The organism is Amycolatopsis thermoflava N1165, assembly GCF_000473265.1.
Lineage (GTDB): Bacteria > Actinomycetota > Actinomycetes > Mycobacteriales > Pseudonocardiaceae > Amycolatopsis_E > Amycolatopsis_E thermoflava.
Window position 1 is genome coordinate 3438570 of sequence record NZ_KI421511.1, and the last position, 18783, is coordinate 3457352.

The 18783-nt window shown below is 72.5% G+C and carries 11 protein-coding genes; all 11 read right to left on the bottom strand.

From position 1 onward, the window contains the following. Nucleotides 1–223: 223 nt before the first annotated feature. The 11 genes from AMYTH_RS0117150 to AMYTH_RS0117195 all read right to left on the bottom strand — a co-directional run bounded on the left by AMYTH_RS0117150 (nt 224) and on the right by AMYTH_RS0117195 (nt 18767). Nucleotides 224–2668, bottom strand: a complete 2445-nt coding sequence (locus AMYTH_RS0117150) for a beta-L-arabinofuranosidase domain-containing protein (protein ID WP_027931369.1) — start codon at nt 2666–2668, stop codon at nt 224–226. Next, a complete protein-coding gene (locus AMYTH_RS45120; RefSeq protein WP_323807255.1) occupies nt 2665–5118 on the bottom strand; it encodes a glycosyl hydrolase in 2454 nt (817 codons plus the stop codon). Before AMYTH_RS45120 ends, AMYTH_RS0117150 begins: the two co-directional genes overlap by 4 nt. Then, on the bottom strand, nt 5115–5573 hold the full coding sequence (locus AMYTH_RS50350; RefSeq protein ID WP_228684834.1) for a twin-arginine translocation signal domain-containing protein: 459 nt from the start codon (nt 5571–5573) through the stop codon (nt 5115–5117). Before AMYTH_RS50350 ends, AMYTH_RS45120 begins: the two co-directional genes overlap by 4 nt. Nucleotides 5574–5654: 81 nt before the next feature. After that, complete coding sequence (locus tag AMYTH_RS0117160) at nt 5655–8978, bottom strand: glycosyl hydrolase (RefSeq protein WP_027931370.1); 3324 nt, start codon at nt 8976–8978, stop codon at nt 5655–5657. Between the two features lie 12 nt (nt 8979–8990). After that, the gene (locus AMYTH_RS0117165; protein WP_027931371.1) at nt 8991–12269 is read right to left on the bottom strand and encodes a family 78 glycoside hydrolase catalytic domain; all 3279 of its coding nucleotides are present in this window, start codon (nt 12267–12269) and stop codon (nt 8991–8993) included. Nucleotides 12270–12886: 617 nt separating this feature from the next. After that, nucleotides 12887–13099 carry a helix-turn-helix domain-containing protein gene (locus AMYTH_RS0117170; RefSeq protein ID WP_027931372.1) on the bottom strand — a complete coding sequence of 71 codons (213 nt, stop codon included), beginning with the start codon at nt 13097–13099 and terminating at the stop codon, nt 12887–12889. Then, nucleotides 13096–13692, bottom strand: a complete 597-nt coding sequence (locus tag AMYTH_RS0117175; protein ID WP_027931373.1) for a LutC/YkgG family protein — start codon at nt 13690–13692, stop codon at nt 13096–13098. Before AMYTH_RS0117175 ends, AMYTH_RS0117170 begins: the two co-directional genes overlap by 4 nt. Then, nucleotides 13689–15149, bottom strand: coding sequence for a lactate utilization protein B (locus AMYTH_RS0117180; protein ID WP_037322578.1), 1461 nt, complete (start codon nt 15147–15149; stop codon nt 13689–13691). The genes AMYTH_RS0117175 and AMYTH_RS0117180 overlap by 4 nt, the downstream gene beginning before the upstream one ends. After that, nucleotides 15146–15880 carry a (Fe-S)-binding protein gene (locus AMYTH_RS0117185; protein WP_027931375.1) on the bottom strand — a complete coding sequence of 245 codons (735 nt, stop codon included), beginning with the start codon at nt 15878–15880 and terminating at the stop codon, nt 15146–15148. The genes AMYTH_RS0117180 and AMYTH_RS0117185 overlap by 4 nt, the downstream gene beginning before the upstream one ends. After that, nucleotides 15877–17346 (bottom strand): rhamnulokinase, encoded by a 1470-nt coding sequence (locus AMYTH_RS0117190; RefSeq protein WP_209440865.1) that lies wholly within the window; start codon nt 17344–17346, stop codon nt 15877–15879. The genes AMYTH_RS0117185 and AMYTH_RS0117190 overlap by 4 nt, the downstream gene beginning before the upstream one ends. Beyond that, the gene (locus tag AMYTH_RS0117195) at nt 17346–18767 is read right to left on the bottom strand and encodes an L-fucose/L-arabinose isomerase family protein (protein WP_027931377.1); all 1422 of its coding nucleotides are present in this window, start codon (nt 18765–18767) and stop codon (nt 17346–17348) included. Before AMYTH_RS0117195 ends, AMYTH_RS0117190 begins: the two co-directional genes overlap by 1 nt. Between the last annotated feature and the right edge of the window lie 16 nt (nt 18768–18783).

Genomic DNA, 18783 nt, shown 5'->3' on the forward strand with positions numbered 1-18783 from the left:
GCCGGCACCTCGCCGAGCGCGGCGACAGGGTGGGTGCCGTCGTGCAGGGTGGTCCAGCCGCGGTGGTCGTACGCGCGCAGCACCTGCGGCCGGCTCAGCCACTCCCGCGGGTACTCCTCCGTGCGCGCCGGCCCGCCGCAGTCCCTGGAGTCGGCGTGGATTCGCTCGACCGGGCGACCCGACAGTGATCATGGCGCCAAGCTGACGGTTTTCCGACGTCGCGTCAGCTGCCCGTGGCCACCTCACGGACCTCGGCGGCGGTCAGCTCGCGGCCGTACAGCCGGAAGTCGGCGACCGCGCCGTCCAGGTAGGGGTGCTTGGCGTTCTGCGAGCGGCCCAGGTAGTTGAGCTGCGTCGCGCCGAGCAGCAGCGGGCTCATGCGTGGTGCCGGGTTCTCGCCGGTCAGCTCGCCGTCGAAGTACAACCGGATCCGCTCGCCCAGCGTCACCGCTACGTGCGTCCACACCCCGGCGGTCAAGGGCACCGCGGCGTCGGCGAAGTCCTCGCCCTCCATGCCGGCCAGCTTCATCGCGAAGCGGGCCCGCCCGAGGCCGGTGCGTGGCGTGAGGAAGGCGTAGGACTGGGCGTTGAACCCGAGATCGAACACGCGCGTGGAGTTCACGATGGTGTCGGCCCGCACCCACATCGCGATCGTCGCCCCGGTGAGGTTCGCCAGCAGCCCCGACGGCAACCGCACGTGGGCGCCGGCGCCGTTGAGCTCCACGCCGCGGTCACCGAACACCGCGCCGCCGGCGAGCTCCGCGTCCGGCCACCGGCCGCTGCTCTCCCGGGCGTCGCGCAGCGGGAACACGGCCACCGTCCGCGGCGCGGGACGCGACGGCGGCAGCGCGAAGTACACGCTGTAGTGCTCGTGGTGCACGTCCAGGAACGGGCTCAGCCGCAGCCGCTGGTCCCCGGCCTGCACGCTGAACTCCACGCGTCCCGGCTCGCGCCGCAGCGACCTCGGGTCGACCGTGGGGATCACCGCGGGCACGGTGTCGCCGTGGCGGGCGGCGAGCACCAGCGGGCCGTAGGTGAGGGCGTGCACGGCCGGGTTGTCCGGCGCCGGCCGCCACTCCACAGTCATCGGCAGCCGCAGCTCCACCACGTCCCCGTCGCGCCACCGCCGCCGCACCACGGCGAACCGGCCGGGCTCGGCGCGCACCGCCTCGCCGTTGACGAACAGCTTCGCGTGCGTGGCCCAGGACGGGATCCGCACCCGCAGCGCGAACGCGCCGGAACCGGACACGTGCAGCCGCACGGTTTCGTCGTAGGGGTACTCGGTCTCCAGCCGGATCCGGGCGCCGCCGTGGTCCACTTCGGATGGGATGAACTGGTTGACCCACAACCCGTCGTCGGCGGCGTAGTAGACGTTCTCGGCGTACTTCACGTGCGTCTCCAGGCCGGTGCCGTGGTCGCAGGTGAAGTTGCCGTAGTCGCTGGAGTACGTGCCGGGGTCCGACACCACGCCGTCCTTGCCCTTGCGCTGTGCGCCGGGGACGAGGCCGGTGTAGTAGGTGACGAACCCGTGCGCGGAGTCCGGGTCCTGCTCCCCCAGCATCTGGTTGAGCAGGGTCCACTCCGAGTAGTCCAGGTAGTCGGTGCGCGACGGGTCCCGCAGGAACAGCAGGCGGCTCAGCTTCAGCATGTTGTAGCTGTTGCAGTTCTCGCAGGTGTTCTCGCCGAGCTGGCTGACGATCTGGTCGGGCGGGCCGAAGAACTCGGCGTTGGCGTTGCCGCCGATGACATAGGTGTGGTGGTGCACGACCTGGTCCCAGAAGTAGGTCGCGATCGTGCGGTAGTACTCCTCGCCGGTGGCGTCCCATTCGACGGCCGCGCCGACGATCTTGGCGATGTCGGTGTTGGCGTGCCGCCCGGCGAGCGTGTCCCGCCGCTGGGACAGCGGCACGAAGATCTCGTCGTGGTCGAACAGCTTCGCGGTCTCCAGGTGCTGCCGGTCACCCGTCACCAGGGCGAGGCTCGCCAGGGTCTCGTTCATGCCGCCGAACTCGGTGTGCAGCACCTTCTGCTGCGCCTCGCGCGACAGGTTCGCCATGCGGGCGCGAGCCCACCGCGCCATGCCGAGCAGCACGTCGAGCGCCTGGCGGTTGCCGAGCAGGCGGTACTGGTCGAGCAGCCCGGCCATGATCTTGTGGATGGTGTAGTAGGGCGCCCACACGACCTTGCCCGCTTCGAGATCGGCGAACGCCTGCTCGGGGAAGGCTGACAGGTAGCCCTCGGTGAACCCGGCGGCGGGCGCGGCGGCCTGGCATTCGGCCAGCGCGGCGACGATCCGCGCTCCCTTGCCGGCCAGCTCGGTGTCGCCGGTGTTCGCGGCCGCCAGGGCCAGGCCGGACAGCAGGTGGCCGGTGGTGTGGCCGCGCAGCTGGATGCCCGGCGCCTCCCAGCCACCGCAGGGTTCGGCCGTGCTGGGCAGGCCCGCGGTGACCCGGAACATGTGCAGCAGCCGGTCGGCGTCGACGAACCGCAGGTACGCGACGGTCCGCTCCATGTTCTGCCGGTAGCGCGAGTCGAGCAGGCGGACCCGGCCGAGTTCGAGCGGGCGCGGCCGGGCGGTGTCCGCGGTCGCGGCGGCGGGTGGCAGCGCCGCCACCAGCCCCGCCGCCGCGGCCAGCCCGAACACGCCGCGACGGGTGAACGCGGTCATCGGATCTCCTCCTGGCGGTAGGGCACGAGCCGGGCCGGGCCCACCAGCCCGTAGGCCTGACGGGTGGCGATCCCGAACACGGCGGGGTTGCTCACGCGCAGCCGGTTGAGCAGGGTCGTGGCGACCTCGACCTCGATGGTGTTGCGGCCGGGACGCAGCCACGGCCCGACGTCCACCACCGGGTCGAGCACGTCGGCGGGCGGCAGGGCGCGGCCGTTGACGGTGACGCGGTAGGTGTCGAACACCTCGCCGAGTTCGAGGTAGGCGCCGAGGCCGGGACGCCACGAACCGAGGTCGACCGTCGTGCGGTAGCGGCCGACACCGGAGACGTCCTGCAGTTCCGGGATCGCCGACCAGGCGTCGAGGGCGGTCAGGCTGAGCCGGTGCGTCGTCTTGACCGTCTCGGTGGGCGTCGCGCCCGGCTGCCAGTCCTCGACCTCGAGGTCCCACGCGGTCAGCGGCACCGGCGCGGGCACCGCATCCACGGTGGTGCGGACGACGCGGCCGGTGGACAACGTGGTCGAGTAGGCGCCGGCCGCGGTGGCGCGCAGGACCAGCTTGCCGCCGTCGAACCGGACCTCGCCGTCGGAGGCGGTGGCGTGCGGGGCGCGGTCGCCGGGGCCGAAGCCGATCAGCATCGACTGCCCCGGGTTGAGCGCGACCCGCACGCGCACCCGGTCGCCGGTGCGCTCGAACCGGCCGATGCGCTCGACACGCCCCGTCCACGCGTCGAGCAGGTACGGCACGGCCGAGCGGTCGCGGGAGGTGAGCCAGACGTCCTGGTCCACGGCGTTGATCCGGCGGTTCTCCGCGTGCCGGGCATTGGCGAGGTAGTAGTAGTCCACGCCGTCGTCGACCCGGTGCACGGTCATGATCGTCGAGCGGTCGTACTCGACGTCGCGGGTCACGCCGAGGTCGGCGAGCGCGCCGGGGATGCCGTTGGCGTCCGCGGCCACCCGCACCCGCGGCTGGGCGACGAGCTGGGCCAGCAGGGTCCGGAGCTGGTCGTTCTCGCCGGGCAGGGCGATGCCGGCGGCGTGCACGTCGGTCCAGCTGCCGACCACCACGACCGGCAGGCCGGCGCGGGCGAGGTCGAGCAGCCGCTGCGCGGCGTGCACGGACAGGGTGTGTTCCTTGTTGCGGAAGATGTCGCCGTCGAGGACCAGCGCCTTGTACGCCGGACCGTCGGGGGCGAGGCGGCCGTCGCGCACGACCGCGCTGGGCAGGTCGAGCATCGCCTCGCTGAGGAAGCCGTGGGTCCAGCCGACGGGGATGCCGTCGTTGGTCGCCCACGGCGCGCCGATGCCGGTGGAGGTCCAGCCCTTCTGCCGGAAGAACGCGATGTCGGTCTTCTGGACCCCGGCGCGCAGCACGAGTTGCGTGCGGGCGAACCAGCCGGCGATGTCGGGCACGTGGCCCCAGGTCGGCTGGCGCGGGCCCCACGCCTCGGCGTAGCCGATGCCGTTGCCGTTGTAGGGCGAGAACGCCGCGAAACCCGGCCACGCCGCGCCAGGCGCCGACGCGTAGGAAAACCCGTGCAGGACGGCCTGGTTGACCCCACCGGCGAACACGCTGCCCATCGTCTGCAGCACCTTGTCCCAGGTCGTGCTGTAGGCGCCGTTGGCGTAGGCGGCGGACTCGCACGACAGCAGCTGCCGTCCGCCCATGTCGCGGCCGGAAGCGAGCACGCGGTAGTCGTCGAGGTTCTTGAAGCCAAGCGACTCGCTCTCCGGCACGTCGAGCAGCGCGGCGCTGCGGATCGCGTCGGTGGGCAGTCCGTAGGGCTGGACGCGCAGGGTCATGCCGAGGCTGTGCGCGAAGTCGCGCAGCGGGAGCAGGTGGTTGTCGTGGTAGAGGTCGGAGAGGACCTGGTTGTGGTCGTCGCGGACGTGGTTGGTCGTCTCGGCGTCGAAGGTGAACGGGTACTTTTCGTTGCGCTGCACGATGACCGGCAGGTACGGCAGCAGGTCGTAGCCGGCGCGGCGGCGGAACTCGGCGAGGTGATCGGGTGTCCAGGGGGTCGCCTCGGTCTCGATCTCCAGCGAGTCCTCGAACAGGTCGCCGCCGGTCTCGCGGAGCAGGCGGCGGATCGCAGGGGTGAGGATGACCGAGTTCCACACGTCGATCACCGCCTGTACGCCGGCGCGGCTGAAGTGGTCGACGACGTAGGACGCCGGCTCGGTGTGCGGGCCGGCTTCCGGTTGCTGCGCGGCCCCCCGCAGCCAGTAGGCGATGACGGCCCAGGTGCCCTCGGGCGCGGTCCAGGTCTCGCCGTCGCCGAGGGTGCGGACGGTCGCCGGGTCGAGGGTGACGGTGGCGGCCGTCGTGGATCCGACGACCTTGGCGACCTGCACGGCGAGGAGGTCCTGCTTGTGCACGCCCTCCTCGGGCGGCTCGACGGCGGCCGGCGGCGGTCCGGAGTAGACGGTGCCGCCCGGCACGAAGGTCACGCCGTGGGCGAGTTCCTTGCAGGCGGCCGGGTCGTCGGGCGTGATGGTGGGGACGGCGGTCGGCCAGCACGGGCCGAGCGCGAGGTCGACGCGGAGCTTGCGGTCGCGGGCGCGACGCAGGGCGGTCTCCACGGCGGCGAGCCAGCCGGGGTGCCCCACCCGTGGCCGGCGGGGTCGAGGTCGGCGCGGACGCTGTGGTGCACGTCCTGGATCTCGACGCCGCCGAAGCCGGCGTCGGCGATCTGGTCGACCTCGCGGGCGATCTCCCGCAGGTCGACCATGCCGTGCGGCCACCACCAGCGGAACTTGGCGGCGGTGTCGGTGCCGGGGGCGGCGAAGCGCTGCGCGAACGGTCTGCCGGGTGCGGCCAGCGCGGGCGGCACGGCGGGAAGCGCTGCGGCGACGCCGAAGGCGGCGGTGGCGCCGAGGAAAGTACGCCGGGTGAGTCCGGTCATGAGGAGACTCCGGGAAAGTCGGGGGATGGGGAAATCGAGCCGGTGCTGCCCCCGGCGTTGTCCGGGGGCAGCACCGGGGGCTCAGCGGCCCTGGTCCAGCCGCGTGGTCACCACGGCCTGCGGCCGCAGCACCACGGGACCGGCCAGGCCCGACGGCAGGATCTTGTTGCGTGAGTTGGCCAGCGTGTTGGTCACCCGCACCGCGATCGTGTTCTCGCCGGGCTTCAGGAGCGCGGTGGCGTCCACTGTGTACGGCCGCCACAACGCGGTGGGCAACGCCTGGCCGTTCACGGTCACCGTGGCCAGGTCGTGCACCTCGCCCAAGTCCAGGACCAGGCGGCGGTTCGCCAGGTCCTGCGCGGTCAGCGAAACCGTCGTCGAGTAGACGGCGCTGCCGGAGAACGTCGGGTCGAAAGCCGTCCACGAACCGAGTGGCCGCTCCGCCTCCAGGGCGCCCGGTTTCTCCAGCCGCACCCGCCACGGGCCCGCCAGCGGGATCGGGGTCAGCGCGTCCGTCACGGTCGCCACGCCGCCGTAGCTCCGGCCGTTCGCCGCGCCGGACAGGCGGTACTCGCCGGGCGCGTCGGCGATCACCGTGGCCTGCATGGACCGTCCGTCCACTGTGACCACGTCCGCCCGCAACGTGCCGTCGGTCAGGTGAGCCGTCTCCCCGACGCCGTGGCGGAAGACCACCGCGAGCGTCTCGTAGGGCTGCAGCCGCACCGGCACCGCCACGCCGTCCCGTTCCGCCCGGTACGCCGTCGCGGCGCGGGTCGAGCCGGTGCGCGGGTCCCAGATCTCCGGGACGCCCCCGCTGGGGAACGTCGCCGTCGTCGTCACGACCTGGTCGCTCTCGTTGTTCAGCAGGTAGGCGACGTCCTTGCCGCGCGCGGTCCGCGAGACCCGCACGCTCGACGCCGCCGGCTCCAGCTGCGCCGCCGCGTACGCCCGGGCCAGGCCCGGCAGGGCATCGGCATCACCGACGACCGAGACCGAACCGGCGCCCCGGCGCTGCCACGCCGCACCCGCGTCACCGAACAGGCGGCGCAGCTCGCCCGCCAGCTCGGCGTCCCGGCCACGCGCCTCGCGTGCCGGCAGCGGGCCGACCGCCGCCACGTGCCCGCCGACCTGCACGAACCGCGCCAGCGTGCGTACCGTCTCCAGGTCCAGCACCGGCGTCTCGGGCAGCACCACCAGCTCGTAGGACGCCTCGCCGACGTGCAACTGACCGGCCCGCGCCACGGCCTGGAACCGCGCCACCGGATCGCCGGACAACGACGAGTCGCTCACCAGGTCGAAGTCGACCTGACCCCGCTCCAGCGCGTACGCGGCGTCCGCGAACTGCCCGTCCAGCGAGTGCTCCGCGTCGGCCACCCGGGTCTGCTCGGCCGCCCGCTGCGGCTGCACCAGCACGGTCCGCGCCAGGTTCTCGCCGCGGCCCAGCTCCATCACGCGGCCGATCCACTCGTCGACCGCGGGCATATCCGCCCAGAACGTGCTGCGCGGACCGAACGGCGGCGGGAAGTTCACCGAGTTCTCGTCCGTCCACATGGCATGCAGGAACGTCAGGTTCACGCCGCGCGCCGCGAGCGCACCCGTGGTCGCGTGCATGAACTCCGGCGCCACCTGCCAGCCCGAGTTGCCGAACGTCTCCATCACCACGCGCGGCGCGCCGCTCTGGTGCGCGGCGGACGCGGCGTTGCGGCCCAGCATGGTCTGCTCGCCGAGCGTGTAATCGCCGGTGATCATGTCGCTGCCCGGCACCTGCGCCCACTGGTTGTCCTTGCTCAGGTCACCGGTGGAGTGCATGCGCTGCTGCGGGCCCTCCTCGTCCAGCAGCGGGTTGGTCAGCAGCTGCAGCCCGTGCCGCGCCATCCAGTCGGCCTCGCGCTGGTAGTAGTTCGTGGCGAACAGGTTGTTCACCGCGCGCCAGTAGTAGCCGGCGGCCGGGTCGGCGGTGGGGTCGAGCCCGTCCGCCGCGCCCATGTACGCCACACCCGGGGTGCCGCCGGCGGCGATGATCGCCTGAGCCAGGCCCGGTGAGGCGGGCAGCCGCTTGAACGGGTGCGGCTGCGCGGAGGCGATGAACGGCTCGTCGTCCCAGAACCCGGGCACCACGGTGCCCATCGCCCACGGGAACCGCCGTACGTACTCGCCCGGCACGGTGTCCATGAACGCGTCCGTCGCCGCCGGGTCGAGCAGGTCCAGGTAGCCGCGCACGTAGCCGCTGGAGTCGTCGCGCAGCAGCGCCTGCGCGTACACGTCGACCTGCCACTGGCCCGCCGGGACCTGCCAGGTGCCCTTCGCCGGGTCCAACTCGACCGCGGTCCGGTGGTCGGCCGTGCCCGCCGGGCGCGCCGCCGCGGCGGTGATCCCGGCCAGGTTCACCCGCGTCGCCGGGAAGTCCGCGAGCACCCGGGCGTCGTCGAAGTTCGACGACCACAACGCCGTGCCGTCGGGCGCGGTCACCGACAGGTTGTCCCATTGCGACCGCTGGGTGCCCTCGGCCGACACCGCGACCGACCCCGTGGCGTACGTGGCATCGGTGGCCGCGGGCTGCACGGTGTTGTTGATCTTCGGGGTGATCGTGTTCCCGGAGACCGTCACCGTGATCGTCTGCGCGCGGGTCGCGGAGAACCCGGGCGTCGGGATGCCGGTGGTCAGCCGGGTGCGCCGGTCCCCGTCGACCCGCCACACGGTGGTGTTGCCCTTGACGTCCACGTCGACCAGGTAGCCGTTCGTGCCGTCGCTGCGCACCATCAGCTGCGTGCCGCCGGTGGTGAGCGTGACCTTGCCGGTGACCGTGTAGTCGGTCCAGCCGGCGCCGGTCGTGATCGCCGCGCCGCCGGGCTTGGTCGCCGGGTCGACGACGAGCTTCCCGGTGTCCACGGCCAGTCCGGTGGTCTCGGCGAGGGTCACCGCCGCCGGACCGGTCACCACGCGGCTGGACCGCAGCAGTCCCTTGAGCCGCAGCTCCGGGTGCTCCTCGGCGACCTTCAGGCCGGCCCGGCCGCTCGGGAAGTTGTTGTCGTTGAACAGCCACATCTTCATGCCCGTGCGCTGCGCTTCACGCAGGACGTGCTCGATGAGCGTGAACCACTCCTCGGTGAGGAAGGCAGGCTGCATCGACGCGCCGCCGTACGGGAAGACCACGGCCTCGTAGATGCCCTTGTCCCGCATCTCGGCCATCTGCCGGTCGGTGATCTCCGGCGTGATCGTGTTGTTCCAGTACCAGTAGACGCTCGGGCGGCTGTCCTTCGGCGGGTTCGCGAAGGCGGCCGGGTCGAAGCGGGACAGGTCGGTGGTCGCGGCGGGCGGGCGATCGGGGGTTTGGGCCACGGCGGGCGCGGCGGCCAGCCCGGCCGCCGTCACAGCCGCGAGCAGGACGGAGACGAGTCGTTTCATGGTGCTGTCCTCTCAGGACACTCGCGAGCGGAAGGTCCAGGAACCGGAGCCGACCTCGAACACCGCTTCCCCGCCGTCCACTCGGACGAAGCGGGCGCCGTCGGCGACCGGCGGGACGTGACCGGCGAACGGCACGTGCACCTCGGCGGTGGCGCCCACCGGGACGGTGACGTCCAGCCGGTACTCGCCGCCGGTGCGGGTCCAGGAGGTGCGGACCTCGCCGTAGGTGGTCTCGTACTTGCCCGCCGCCGAGGTCAGGTCGCCGACCACCGCGGGGTCGATCAGCAGGCGCCGGAACCCGGTGGAACCGGCCGCCTGCTCGATGCCGGTCAGCCGCGTCTGCAGCCAGCCGTCCATCGCGCCGAGCATGAAGTGGTCCTGCGACTGGCCGCTGCCGCCGTCCCAGGTCTCGCCCAGCGCGGTCAGCCCGGCCTTGACCTGGAAACCGAGGCTGGGACTCGTGGTCTGGGTCGCGATCAGGTAGACGACGTCGTCGCGCCCGGCTGCGGACAGCACGCGCAGCACGGACGGGAACGAGATCTCGCCCACGATCAGGTGCCGGCCGGTGGCCTCGATGCTGTCGACGAGGTGCTGCACCTGCGCGGCCCGCAGGTCCACGGGCACGGCGCCCATGTCCAGCGCCAGCGCGGTCGCGCCCTGCCCGCCGCCGAACAGGCCGGTGGCCGGGTTGTAGTACTTCGCCCACACCTTCCGGGCGAGGTCGTCGGCGCGGGTGCGGTAGGCGGCCGCGTCGGCGTCCCGCCCGAGTGCCTGCGCGACCTGGGCCAGCCCGTCGGCGATGGCCCACACCCCGAAGGTGCCGGTGATCGCACGCGGCATCACGGGCTTCTCGGTGGTGATCCAGTCGCCGAGGCTGTAGTCGTAGACGCCGCCGTCGATCCAGCGCGCGGTCTGTCCCTCCAGATAGGACAGGTACCGCTGCATCGCCGGGTAGTAGGTGCGCAGCAGCTCGTCGTCGCCGTAGGTGCGGTAGGCCTTGAGCGGCAGCAGAACCAGGGCACCGCCCCAGTTCGGGTCGTCGCGGTAGCTGCCTGCCAGTGTCACGTAGTCCGGGACGGTGCTGGGCACCATGCCGGAGGCCTCCTGGCCGTCGGCGATGTCCTGCACGATCTTGCCGAGGTAGGCCTCGACGTCGTAGTTGCGGGCGATCGTGTCGAACGCCAGGTGGTCCTGCTCCAGCCAGCCCAGCTTCTCCCGGCTCGGGCAGTCGGTGAGCACGCTCTGCATGTTGTTCTCCAGCGCGTGCCGGGTGAGCCGGTGGATGCCGTTGACGATCTCGTTGGACGTGGTGAACTCGCCCGCCGAGTCGTTGTCGGCCATCGTGCGCAGGCCGGTGACCGACAGCTGCGCGTCGTCGGGGACGCCGACGACCTCGAGGTAACGGAAGCCGTGGTAGGAGAACTCGGGGTGCCAGGTCTGGGTGCCGCCCTTGCCGGTGAAGCTGTCCCAGATCGGCGCGCCGACGTTGGACTTCGACTGGTCGACCCGCCCGTTGCGCAACGCCTCGGCCGGGAAGACACGCACCGTCGTGCCGGCCGGGGCGGTCAGCGTGATCTGCGGGATGCCGGCGATGTTGCGGCCGAGGTCGAACACCCGCACGCCGGGCGCGGGCCGGGACACCTCGGCGCCGGGCAGCTGCTCGACGACGCGGACCGGCTCGCCGCTGCGCCCGGTGAGCTTGGTGGTCGGCGCGGGCGGGGCGACGGCCGTGGCGGGCGTCCACGCGGCGCGGTTCGCGCCCGGCGCGTCCCAGCCCGGGATCTCGCGGCGGGCGTCGTAGTCCTCGCCGCCGTACCAGTTGGACGCGGTGGTGGGGCCGAGCGTGGTGCGCCAGCTCGGGTCGGTGGCGATGCGCTGCACGCTGCCGTCGGCCATGGTCAGTTCGAGCTGCGCGATCACCTGCGGGTCGCTGACGGTGCGGGCGAACTTGCGGTAGCGGCCGGAGGTGTGCAGCGCGTCCGCGGTGCCGTTGCCGACCGCGATGCCGATCGCGTTCGCACCGCCGCGGAGCTGGCCGGTCACGTCGTAGGCGGCGTAGGTGACCCGGTCGGCGTAGTCGGTGTTGCCGGGTTCGAGGACGGCGTCGCCGACGCGGGCGCCGTTGAGGCTCGGCACGTACACGCCGAGGCCGCTGACGTACAGGCGGGCCTGCCGCACGCGGCCCTGGACGGTGAAGTCCTTCGCGAACAGCGGCAGCGCTTCGGGCAGCCAGTTCTCCGGCGTGGGCTGGTCCTTGACGGTGGCGGCGACGGTGAACGGGCCGGTCGCGGCGGCCGCGGTCTGGATCGTGTAGTCGACCGGGAAGTTCGCGGTCCGGCCGTCGGCGGTGAGGGTGTCGGTGCGCGGGTAGAGCACGACCTGGTCGAAGGTGCGGTCGGCGCCGAGGTCGATGGTCACCCACACCGGCGCGTTCGGGTTGTCGTGCGCGGCGCTCTGGTAGCCGGCGTTGCTCGCCTCCTCCGGGTTGGAGGTGGTGAGGCCGTCGGCGATCAGGCCGGGCTCCCACTCCTTGCGGATGGTCTCGGTCTCCGAGGCGGTGACGAACTTTTCGCGCCCGGCGGCGAAGTTGACCGACGGGTCGGCGGAGCTGCGCACCTGCATCTCGGCGAGCTGCAGCCGGTAGGTCAGGTCCGGGAAGCGGCGCGGGGTGCCGGTGGTGACGAGGCGGTTGTTGCTGTCGATGGGCTGCTCGGCGAGCGGGAGGCCGAGCTTGGTGACGTCGAGGCGGACGTAGCGCGCGGTCTGCGCGGGGAGGGTGACGACCACGGGCTCCGCGGGCTTGCGGCTGAGCTGCCAGTCGTGGTTGGTGATCCAGCCCGCCGTCCAGTCCTTCTGCTCGGTGAGGCCGGTTTCGAACCAGGTCGGCTCGGTCCACGCCGACGGCGCGGGGCCGGACCAGGTGCGCACGCGCCAGTAGACGCGCTGGCGGCCGGTGAGGGCCTGGCCGGTGTAGGTCGCTTCGACGTCGGCGCTGGGCACGCGCCCGGTGTCCCACAGGTCGGCGCGGCCGTGTTCGAGGGCTTCGCGCGAGGTGGCGGCCTGGATCTGGTAGGCGGACTGCTCGCGGTGGCGGGCTTGAGCGGTGTTCTGCCAGGACAGTACGGGTGTGGTGTCATCGGTCCCGAGTGGACGGTCCTGGTGCGCGGTGCGCAGGTCGGTGACGGAGACGAGCCCGCCCTGCGCGACGCCCGGCGGGGCGACCCCGGACACCAGCGCCGCGGCGACGGTGACCGGGATCAGGATTCTGCGGAGACGAGAACGAGAGCGCATCGGTGCTGCTCCTCCTCGGCCGGTGGGGAGACGGCCGCTGATTCGACGGTGAATCGTTTCAAACCTGAGGGAACGTTACGGGGACTTCACGTCTGGAACAAGATCGGTGTCCGATTCCGGCCACCTCGCCGGGATCAGGACCCCTCATCCGGGGGGTTCTCGGCAAATTCCGGGCGGGCACCCCACCGAATCAATCACCACATCCGAAAAGACTCCGCTAATGAATCTCTCGCAATTTCTCAATACCCGTTCCCCCGCCTGGGTGAATTGTTTCTTGACCCGGAAACCCAGGGGTTCAAACTGTTCCAGCAGGCTCCCCAAACCCCAGGAACGAGGTGTTCCGATGTCGAAACGCACCGTGCGCCGCGCCGCTGTGGCGGCCACCCTCGCTGCCGTCGCCTCGGTCGGCGGCATCGCACCTGCCTTCGCCGCGCCCAGCCCGCCGACCAACGGTGGCAACGGGGCCGGTCAGAGTGGCCAATGCACCGGACCCGCCGCGGACCGGCCGACGTCATGCCAGAGCCCGGGCGGCGTCAGCGACCGCTGATTCCCCGCGCACCGCTATTCTACGGGAGAATTAATACACCATTGACGATTTCTCGCCACCCGGCGCCGGATCAAATCAATCCGCGCCGGGCGGCCCATACCGCGGCCTGGATGGGGGCGGTGAAGCCGAGCCGGTCGCAGATTGCCCGCAACCGCCGCCGAACCGTGCGCTCCGACAGGTCCAGGCGCCGGGCGATGGCGTCCAGCGGGAGGCCGTCCGCGAGCAGTTCCAGCAGCTCCAGGTCCGCCCGCGGCAACGTGTCCGGGCGCTGCGCGGTCGTCACGACGACACCAGCAGCACGTGCAGCGTGCGCGGCCCGTGCACGCCCTCGACCCGGTTCAGCTCGATGTCGCTCGTCGCGCTGGGGCCGCTGATCCACGTCTGCGGCCGGTCCGGGGACAGCGCAGCCACGGCCTGCGGCACGCCGGGCACGATTTGGTCCGTTCGCAGCACGCACACGTGCCGGTCCGGCACCAGGCTCACCGCCCGGCGCCCTTGCCCCGGCCCGTGGTCCAGCACGATCGTGCCCGTCGTCGCGATCGCCAGCGCCGCCAGCGTCACCACCGCGTCCAGCCGGTCCAGCTCCGCCGCGGACTGCCCGGTGTCCGGGACGCCACCCGGCACCTCCCAGGGGAAACCGTCCGGCACCAGCACGGAACCCGCGTCGCCGAGCGCTGACGCCAGCGCCGCGGGCAGCGTGTCCGCCGTGCACCGCGTCAGCTCGGCCCGGTAGTCGACCAGCCGCTCGGCGAACAACTCCACCACATCGCCCGCCGGCACCACCGAACGGTAGCCGCGCGGCACCGGCGCCAGCGACGGGTCCGCCGCGGCCAGCGCGGACCGCACCCGGCCGAGGATCTCCTCCCGCGCGCTCATCGACGTCCCTCCCGGCGCCACCACGCGCGGAACGACTCCGCCGGCGGCGCCGGCACGTCCCGCGCGTTGCTCCACAACGAACCCGGCCACGGCAACCGGCCCAGCGCGCGCCGCCCGCCGGGCATCACCTTGCGCCCGAACCGCCCGAGCAACCGGCCCGCGAGACCCATACCGCGCTCGGCCAGACCCAGGCGCTTCGAATCCGCCAGCACCCAGGACGCCGACTTCATCGCCACCGCCTCGGCCTTCGGCGCCGACCGGTGCGCATCGACCACTTTGGACCGCAGGTGCACCAGCACCTCGGGGATGTCGATCCGCACCGGGCACGCCTCGAAACACGCGCCGCACAGGCTGGACGCGTACGGCAGCGAGTCCACCTGGTCGTCGACGCCGGTGCCGCGCAGCAGCGGGTTCAGGATCGCCCCGATCGGCCCCGGGTACACCGAGCCGTACGCGTGCCCGCCGGTGCGCTCGTACACCGGGCACACGTTCAGGCAGGCCGAGCACCGGATGCAGCGCAGCGCCTGCCGCCCCACCTCGTCGGCCAGCGCGCGGGTGCGGCCGTTGTCCAGCAGCACGACGTGCGCCTCCTGGCCCTCGGTCGCGCCGGACCACGTCGAGGTGTAGGGGTTCATCCGCTCCCCCGTGCTCGACCGCGGCAGCAGTTGCAGGAACACGTCCAGATCGGACCAGGTCGGCACGATCTTCTCGATCCCGACCACCGACACCAGCACCTCGGGCAGCGTCAGGCACATCCGCCCGTTGCCCTCGGACTCGACGACGACCAGCGTCCCGGTCTCGGCGACCGCGAAGTTCGCCCCGGACACCGCCATGCGCGCCCGCAGGAACTTCTCCCGCAGGTGCAGCCGCGCCGCTCCGGCCAGCTCCGCCGGCCGGTCCGACAGGTCGTCGGGCGCCGGGCGTCCGGCGGCGGCCATCTTGTCGCGGAAGATCTCCCGGATCTCCGCGCGGTTGCGGTGGATCGCGGGCACCAGGATGTGCGAGGGCAGGTCGTCGCCGAGCTGCACGATCAGCTCGGCCAGGTCGGTCTCCCAGGCGGTGATGCCCTGCGTGGCGAGCGCCTCGTTGAGCCCGATCTCCTGCGTTGCCATGGACTTGACCTTGACGACCTCGTCGACGGCGTGCTGCTTCGCGATCGACGCGACGATCTCGCACGCCTCGGCGGCGTCCCGCGCCCAGTGCACGGTCGCGCCCCGGTCGGTCAGGGACTTCTCCAGCCGCAGCAGGTGCTCGTCGAGGTGGCGCAGCGTGTTGTCCTTGATCGCCGCGCCGGCCATGCGCAGCTCCTCCCACTCGTCGACCTCCCCGACGACCGCGGCGCGCTTGGCGCGGATCGTGCCGGTCGCGTGCGCCAGGTTGCGGCGCAACTGCGTGTCCGACAACGCCTCCCGCGCCGCCGCCGGAAAGGCAGGCATACCAACGAAAGTGGCGCTCATGCTTCCTCCGTTCCGGCGAGAACCTCGGCCAGGTGCATCACGCGCACCCCGGTGCGCTGCCGTGACAGCAGCCCGCCGATGTGCAGCAGGCACGAGTTGTCCCCGGCCACCAGCACCTCGGCGCCGGTGTCCAGCACGTGCCGCGCCTTGTCCGCGCCCATCGCGGTCGAGGTCTCCGCGTTCTTCACCGCGAACGTGCCGCCGAAGCCGCAGCACTCGTCCGCGGCCGGCAGCTCCACCAGGTCCAGCCCGCGCACCTCGCGCAGCAGCCGCAGCGGCCGGTCGCCGACGCCGAGCATCCGCAGCGAGTGGCAGGTCGGGTGGTAGGTGACGCGGTGCGGGAAGTACGCCCCGACGTCGGTCACGCCGAGCACGTCGACCAGGAACTCGGTCAGCTCGTACACCTTCGGCGAGGTCTCCGCGACAGCCGCGGCCAACCGGTCGTCCCCGCTGCGCCGGGCGACGATCGAGTGCTGGTGCCGCACCGATCCCGCGCACGAACCGGACGGGGTCACGATCGCGTCGTACCCGGCGAACGCGTCGACGAAGTTGCGCACCACCGGCACGGCCTCGTCGAGGTAGCCGGTGTTGACCATGGGCTGCGCGCAGCACGTCTGCGCGGCCGGGAAGTCCGCCTGCACGCCGAGCCGCCGCAGCAGCGTGAACACCGCCTTGCCGGTGTCCGGGAACATCGCGTCGTTGATGCAGGTGACCTGCACGGCGACCTTCATGCCACCACCTTCGGATCGATCCGCGCGGCCGCCCGCGCCCAGTCGGCCTCGCGGCCGGACGGTTCGTAGCGGCGCAGCTCGTGCGTGTCCCGGATCAGCGCCCGCATCGCGGCCAGGTCCGGCAGGTCCGCGCCCAGCGCGCGGGCCTGCACGAGCACGTTGCCCAGCGCCGCGGCCTCGACCGGCCCGGCCAGCACCGGCACGCCGCAGGCGTCCGCGGTGAGCTGGCACAGCAGTTCGTTGCGGACCCCGCCGCCGACCACGTGGACGACGTCGACCGGCCGTCCGGTCAGCTCCGATGCCTGGCGCACGGTCCGACGATAGGCCAGCGCGAGGCTGTCCAACACGCACCGGACGATCTCCCCCGGCGTCGCCGGGACCCGCTGGCCGGTTTCGGCGCAGGCCTGCCGGATGCGGGACGGCATGTCGCCCGGCGGCAGGAACACCGGCGCGTCGATGTCCACGACGGCCGACAACGCAGGCACCTCCGCGGCCTGCGCCAGCACCGACGGCAACGCGACCGGCGTGCCCTGCGCCTCCCACGTGCGCAGCGACTCGGACAGCACCCACAGGCCCATCACGTTCCGCAGGAACCGGATCGTGCCGTCGACACCGCCTTCGTTCGTGAAGTTGGCCGCCAGCGCGGCGTCGCCCAGCTCCGGCTCGTCGAGCTCCAGTCCGACCAGCGACCAGGTGCCCGAGGAGATGTAGGCGAAGTTCGTGCCCGGCTCGGCGGGCACCCCGACCACCGCGGACGCGGTGTCGTGCGAGCCGACCGCGACCACCGGCAGCTCCGGCAGCGCCAGCTCGGCGGCCAGGTCCGGCAGCAGCGTGCCGATCACCGTGCCCGGGTCGCGCAACGGCGGCAGCAACCGCGGCGGGATGCCGACGCGCGTAGCCAGCTCCACCGCCCACTCCCGCGACCGCACGTCGTAGAGCTGCGTGGTGGAGGCGTTGGTGCGCTCGGCGCCGCGCACCCCGGTCAGCCAGTAGTTCAGCAGGTCCGGGATGAGCAGCATGGTCTCGGCCGCGCTCAGGTCACGCTCGGCCAGCAGCTGGTAGAGCGTGTTGAACGGCAGCTGCTGTAGCCCGGTGACGTCGAACAGCTCCCGCGCCGGCACGGACTCCAGGACCCGCTCGGCCACGCCTTCGGTGCGCGCGTCGCGGTAGTTGACCGGGTTGCCCAGCAGCGCCCCGGAGGCGTCGAGCAACCCGTAGTCCACGGCCCAGGAGTCTATGCCGAGACCGTCCAGCGCACCGGCCTTGTGCGCGGCCTGCACCCCGGTCAGCAGCTCGCGGTAGAGGCCGAGGATGTCCCAGTGCAGGGTCGATCCACCCGCGTGGGCGACCCGGACGCCGCCGTTGGGGAATCGGTGCACCTCCGCCACCGACAGCACACCGGGCCCCACCGTCCCCGCCATGACGCGCCCGCTGGAGGCGCCCAGGTCGACCGCCGCCAGTCGCATCACACCCGCACCACGCGCAGTTCGAGACCGAGCAGGTCGGCCACCGCCTCCAGCTCCGCGACGCGGTGCCCGGTGCCCAGCGCCCAGTGGTGGTTGACGCCGGCGGCCGACCACGCGTCGGTCCACTCGCCGGGGTTGCCGCCGAAGTCCACGCGGGAGGTGGTGTTGCCGATCTCCAGCAGCGGGCCGGGCACGACCTCGCCCTCGGACGCGACGAGCGTGAACCGCCCGTCGCGTTCCTGGCCGAGGCCGAGCAGCGTCACCGGGCCGTGCTTGACGTCGAACTCGACGGACACGCCCCAGCCACGCTTGCCGTGGTAGACGCCGAGCCCGCGCAGCAACGGCCGCCGCGCGCTGATCGCCAGGTGCGCCGGGCCGTCGTGGCCCATTTCGACCACGTTGTCCCGGAAGTTCAGCGCCTGCAGCTCGGTGAACGAGCCGCCCGCGCCGAGCCGGTCCATCACCAGCATGGCCAGCGAGTTGCGCAGCTCGAACTCCCCCGCCGCCGGGATGCCGCGCGCGGTGAGCAGCGACGCGCCGAGGATGAACCCGGCGCCGACCCGCTCGTGGGTCTCGCCGTCCAGGCCGCGGTGGTAGTAGGCCAGCGTGTCCAGGGAGAAGTCCTCGACCAGCCGGTCCAGCGCCACCGAGACGCGGGCGCCCCACGCGAAGTCCTCCTCGACGACCGAATCGTCCAGGTCGAACACCTTCCGCGCGAGATCCATCCGGGCGGCGGTCTCGTCGTCGGTGACCTTCTCGACCCGCACCCGCAGGTCGTCGATCTCCAGGATCTCCACGTGCCCGCCGAGCTGCGCGGTCACCAGCGTCGGATCGGTGGAGACGTCCATCATGCCCGGGTAGAGGTGGCCGAGCAGGCCGTGCCGCCCGTGCCGGAACGCGGCGCGCACCCCGGCGGCCTTGATCCAGCGCTCGATGCGGGTCCAGGCCCGCTCGTCCTCCAGGTACCCGGACACCGACCGGAACTCGACGCCGACGCGGCGGAAGGCGTTGGCCATCTCCGGCAACGGGCAGGCGCCGCAGTAGGCGAGCCAGGCGCCGGTGTCGAAGTTCGCGTGGTCCATCGCCTCGGTGGGCTGCAGGTTGAGCAGCAGCACCGGCGATCCGCTGCGCTGCGCGACCGGCGCGAGCATGCTGGACGTCAGGTAGGTGGTGAGGAAGCCGATGATCAGGTCGCAGTCGGCGACCCGCAGCTTCTCCGCGGCGGCCGCGCCCTCCCGCTCGTCCGAGACGAACCCGGCGTCCACCACCTCGCAGTCCATTCCGGACAGTCGTTCGGCCACCCGCCGGGCGGAGGCCTGGAGTTGCGGCAGCAGCTCCGGGAACTGTGGCCAGTACGCCCCGAGCCCGCCTGCGACGAGGCCGACGCGGGTGCGCCTCGGGGTGATCCGCTCCAGGTTCATCACTCGAGTCCTTCCT

Coding starts and splice junctions, on each gene's coding strand:
- AMYTH_RS0117185 (WP_027931375.1), bottom strand. CDS start 15,880: ATGAAGGTCGCCGTGCAGGTCACCTGCATCAACGACGCGATGTTCCCG.
- AMYTH_RS0117160 (WP_027931370.1), bottom strand. CDS start 8,978: ATGAAACGACTCGTCTCCGTCCTGCTCGCGGCTGTGACGGCGGCCGGG.
- AMYTH_RS0117180 (WP_037322578.1), bottom strand. CDS start 15,149: ATGAGCGCCACTTTCGTTGGTATGCCTGCCTTTCCGGCGGCGGCGCGG.
- AMYTH_RS50350 (WP_228684834.1), bottom strand. CDS start 5,573: ATGACCGGACTCACCCGGCGTACTTTCCTCGGCGCCACCGCCGCCTTC.
- AMYTH_RS0117195 (WP_027931377.1), bottom strand. CDS start 18,767: ATGAACCTGGAGCGGATCACCCCGAGGCGCACCCGCGTCGGCCTCGTC.
- AMYTH_RS0117150 (WP_027931369.1), bottom strand. CDS start 2,668: ATGACCGCGTTCACCCGTCGCGGCGTGTTCGGGCTGGCCGCGGCGGCG.
- AMYTH_RS0117165 (WP_027931371.1), bottom strand. CDS start 12,269: ATGCGCTCTCGTTCTCGTCTCCGCAGAATCCTGATCCCGGTCACCGTC.
- AMYTH_RS0117190 (WP_209440865.1), bottom strand. CDS start 17,346: ATGCGACTGGCGGCGGTCGACCTGGGCGCCTCCAGCGGGCGCGTCATG.
- AMYTH_RS0117175 (WP_027931373.1), bottom strand. CDS start 13,692: ATGAGCGCGCGGGAGGAGATCCTCGGCCGGGTGCGGTCCGCGCTGGCC.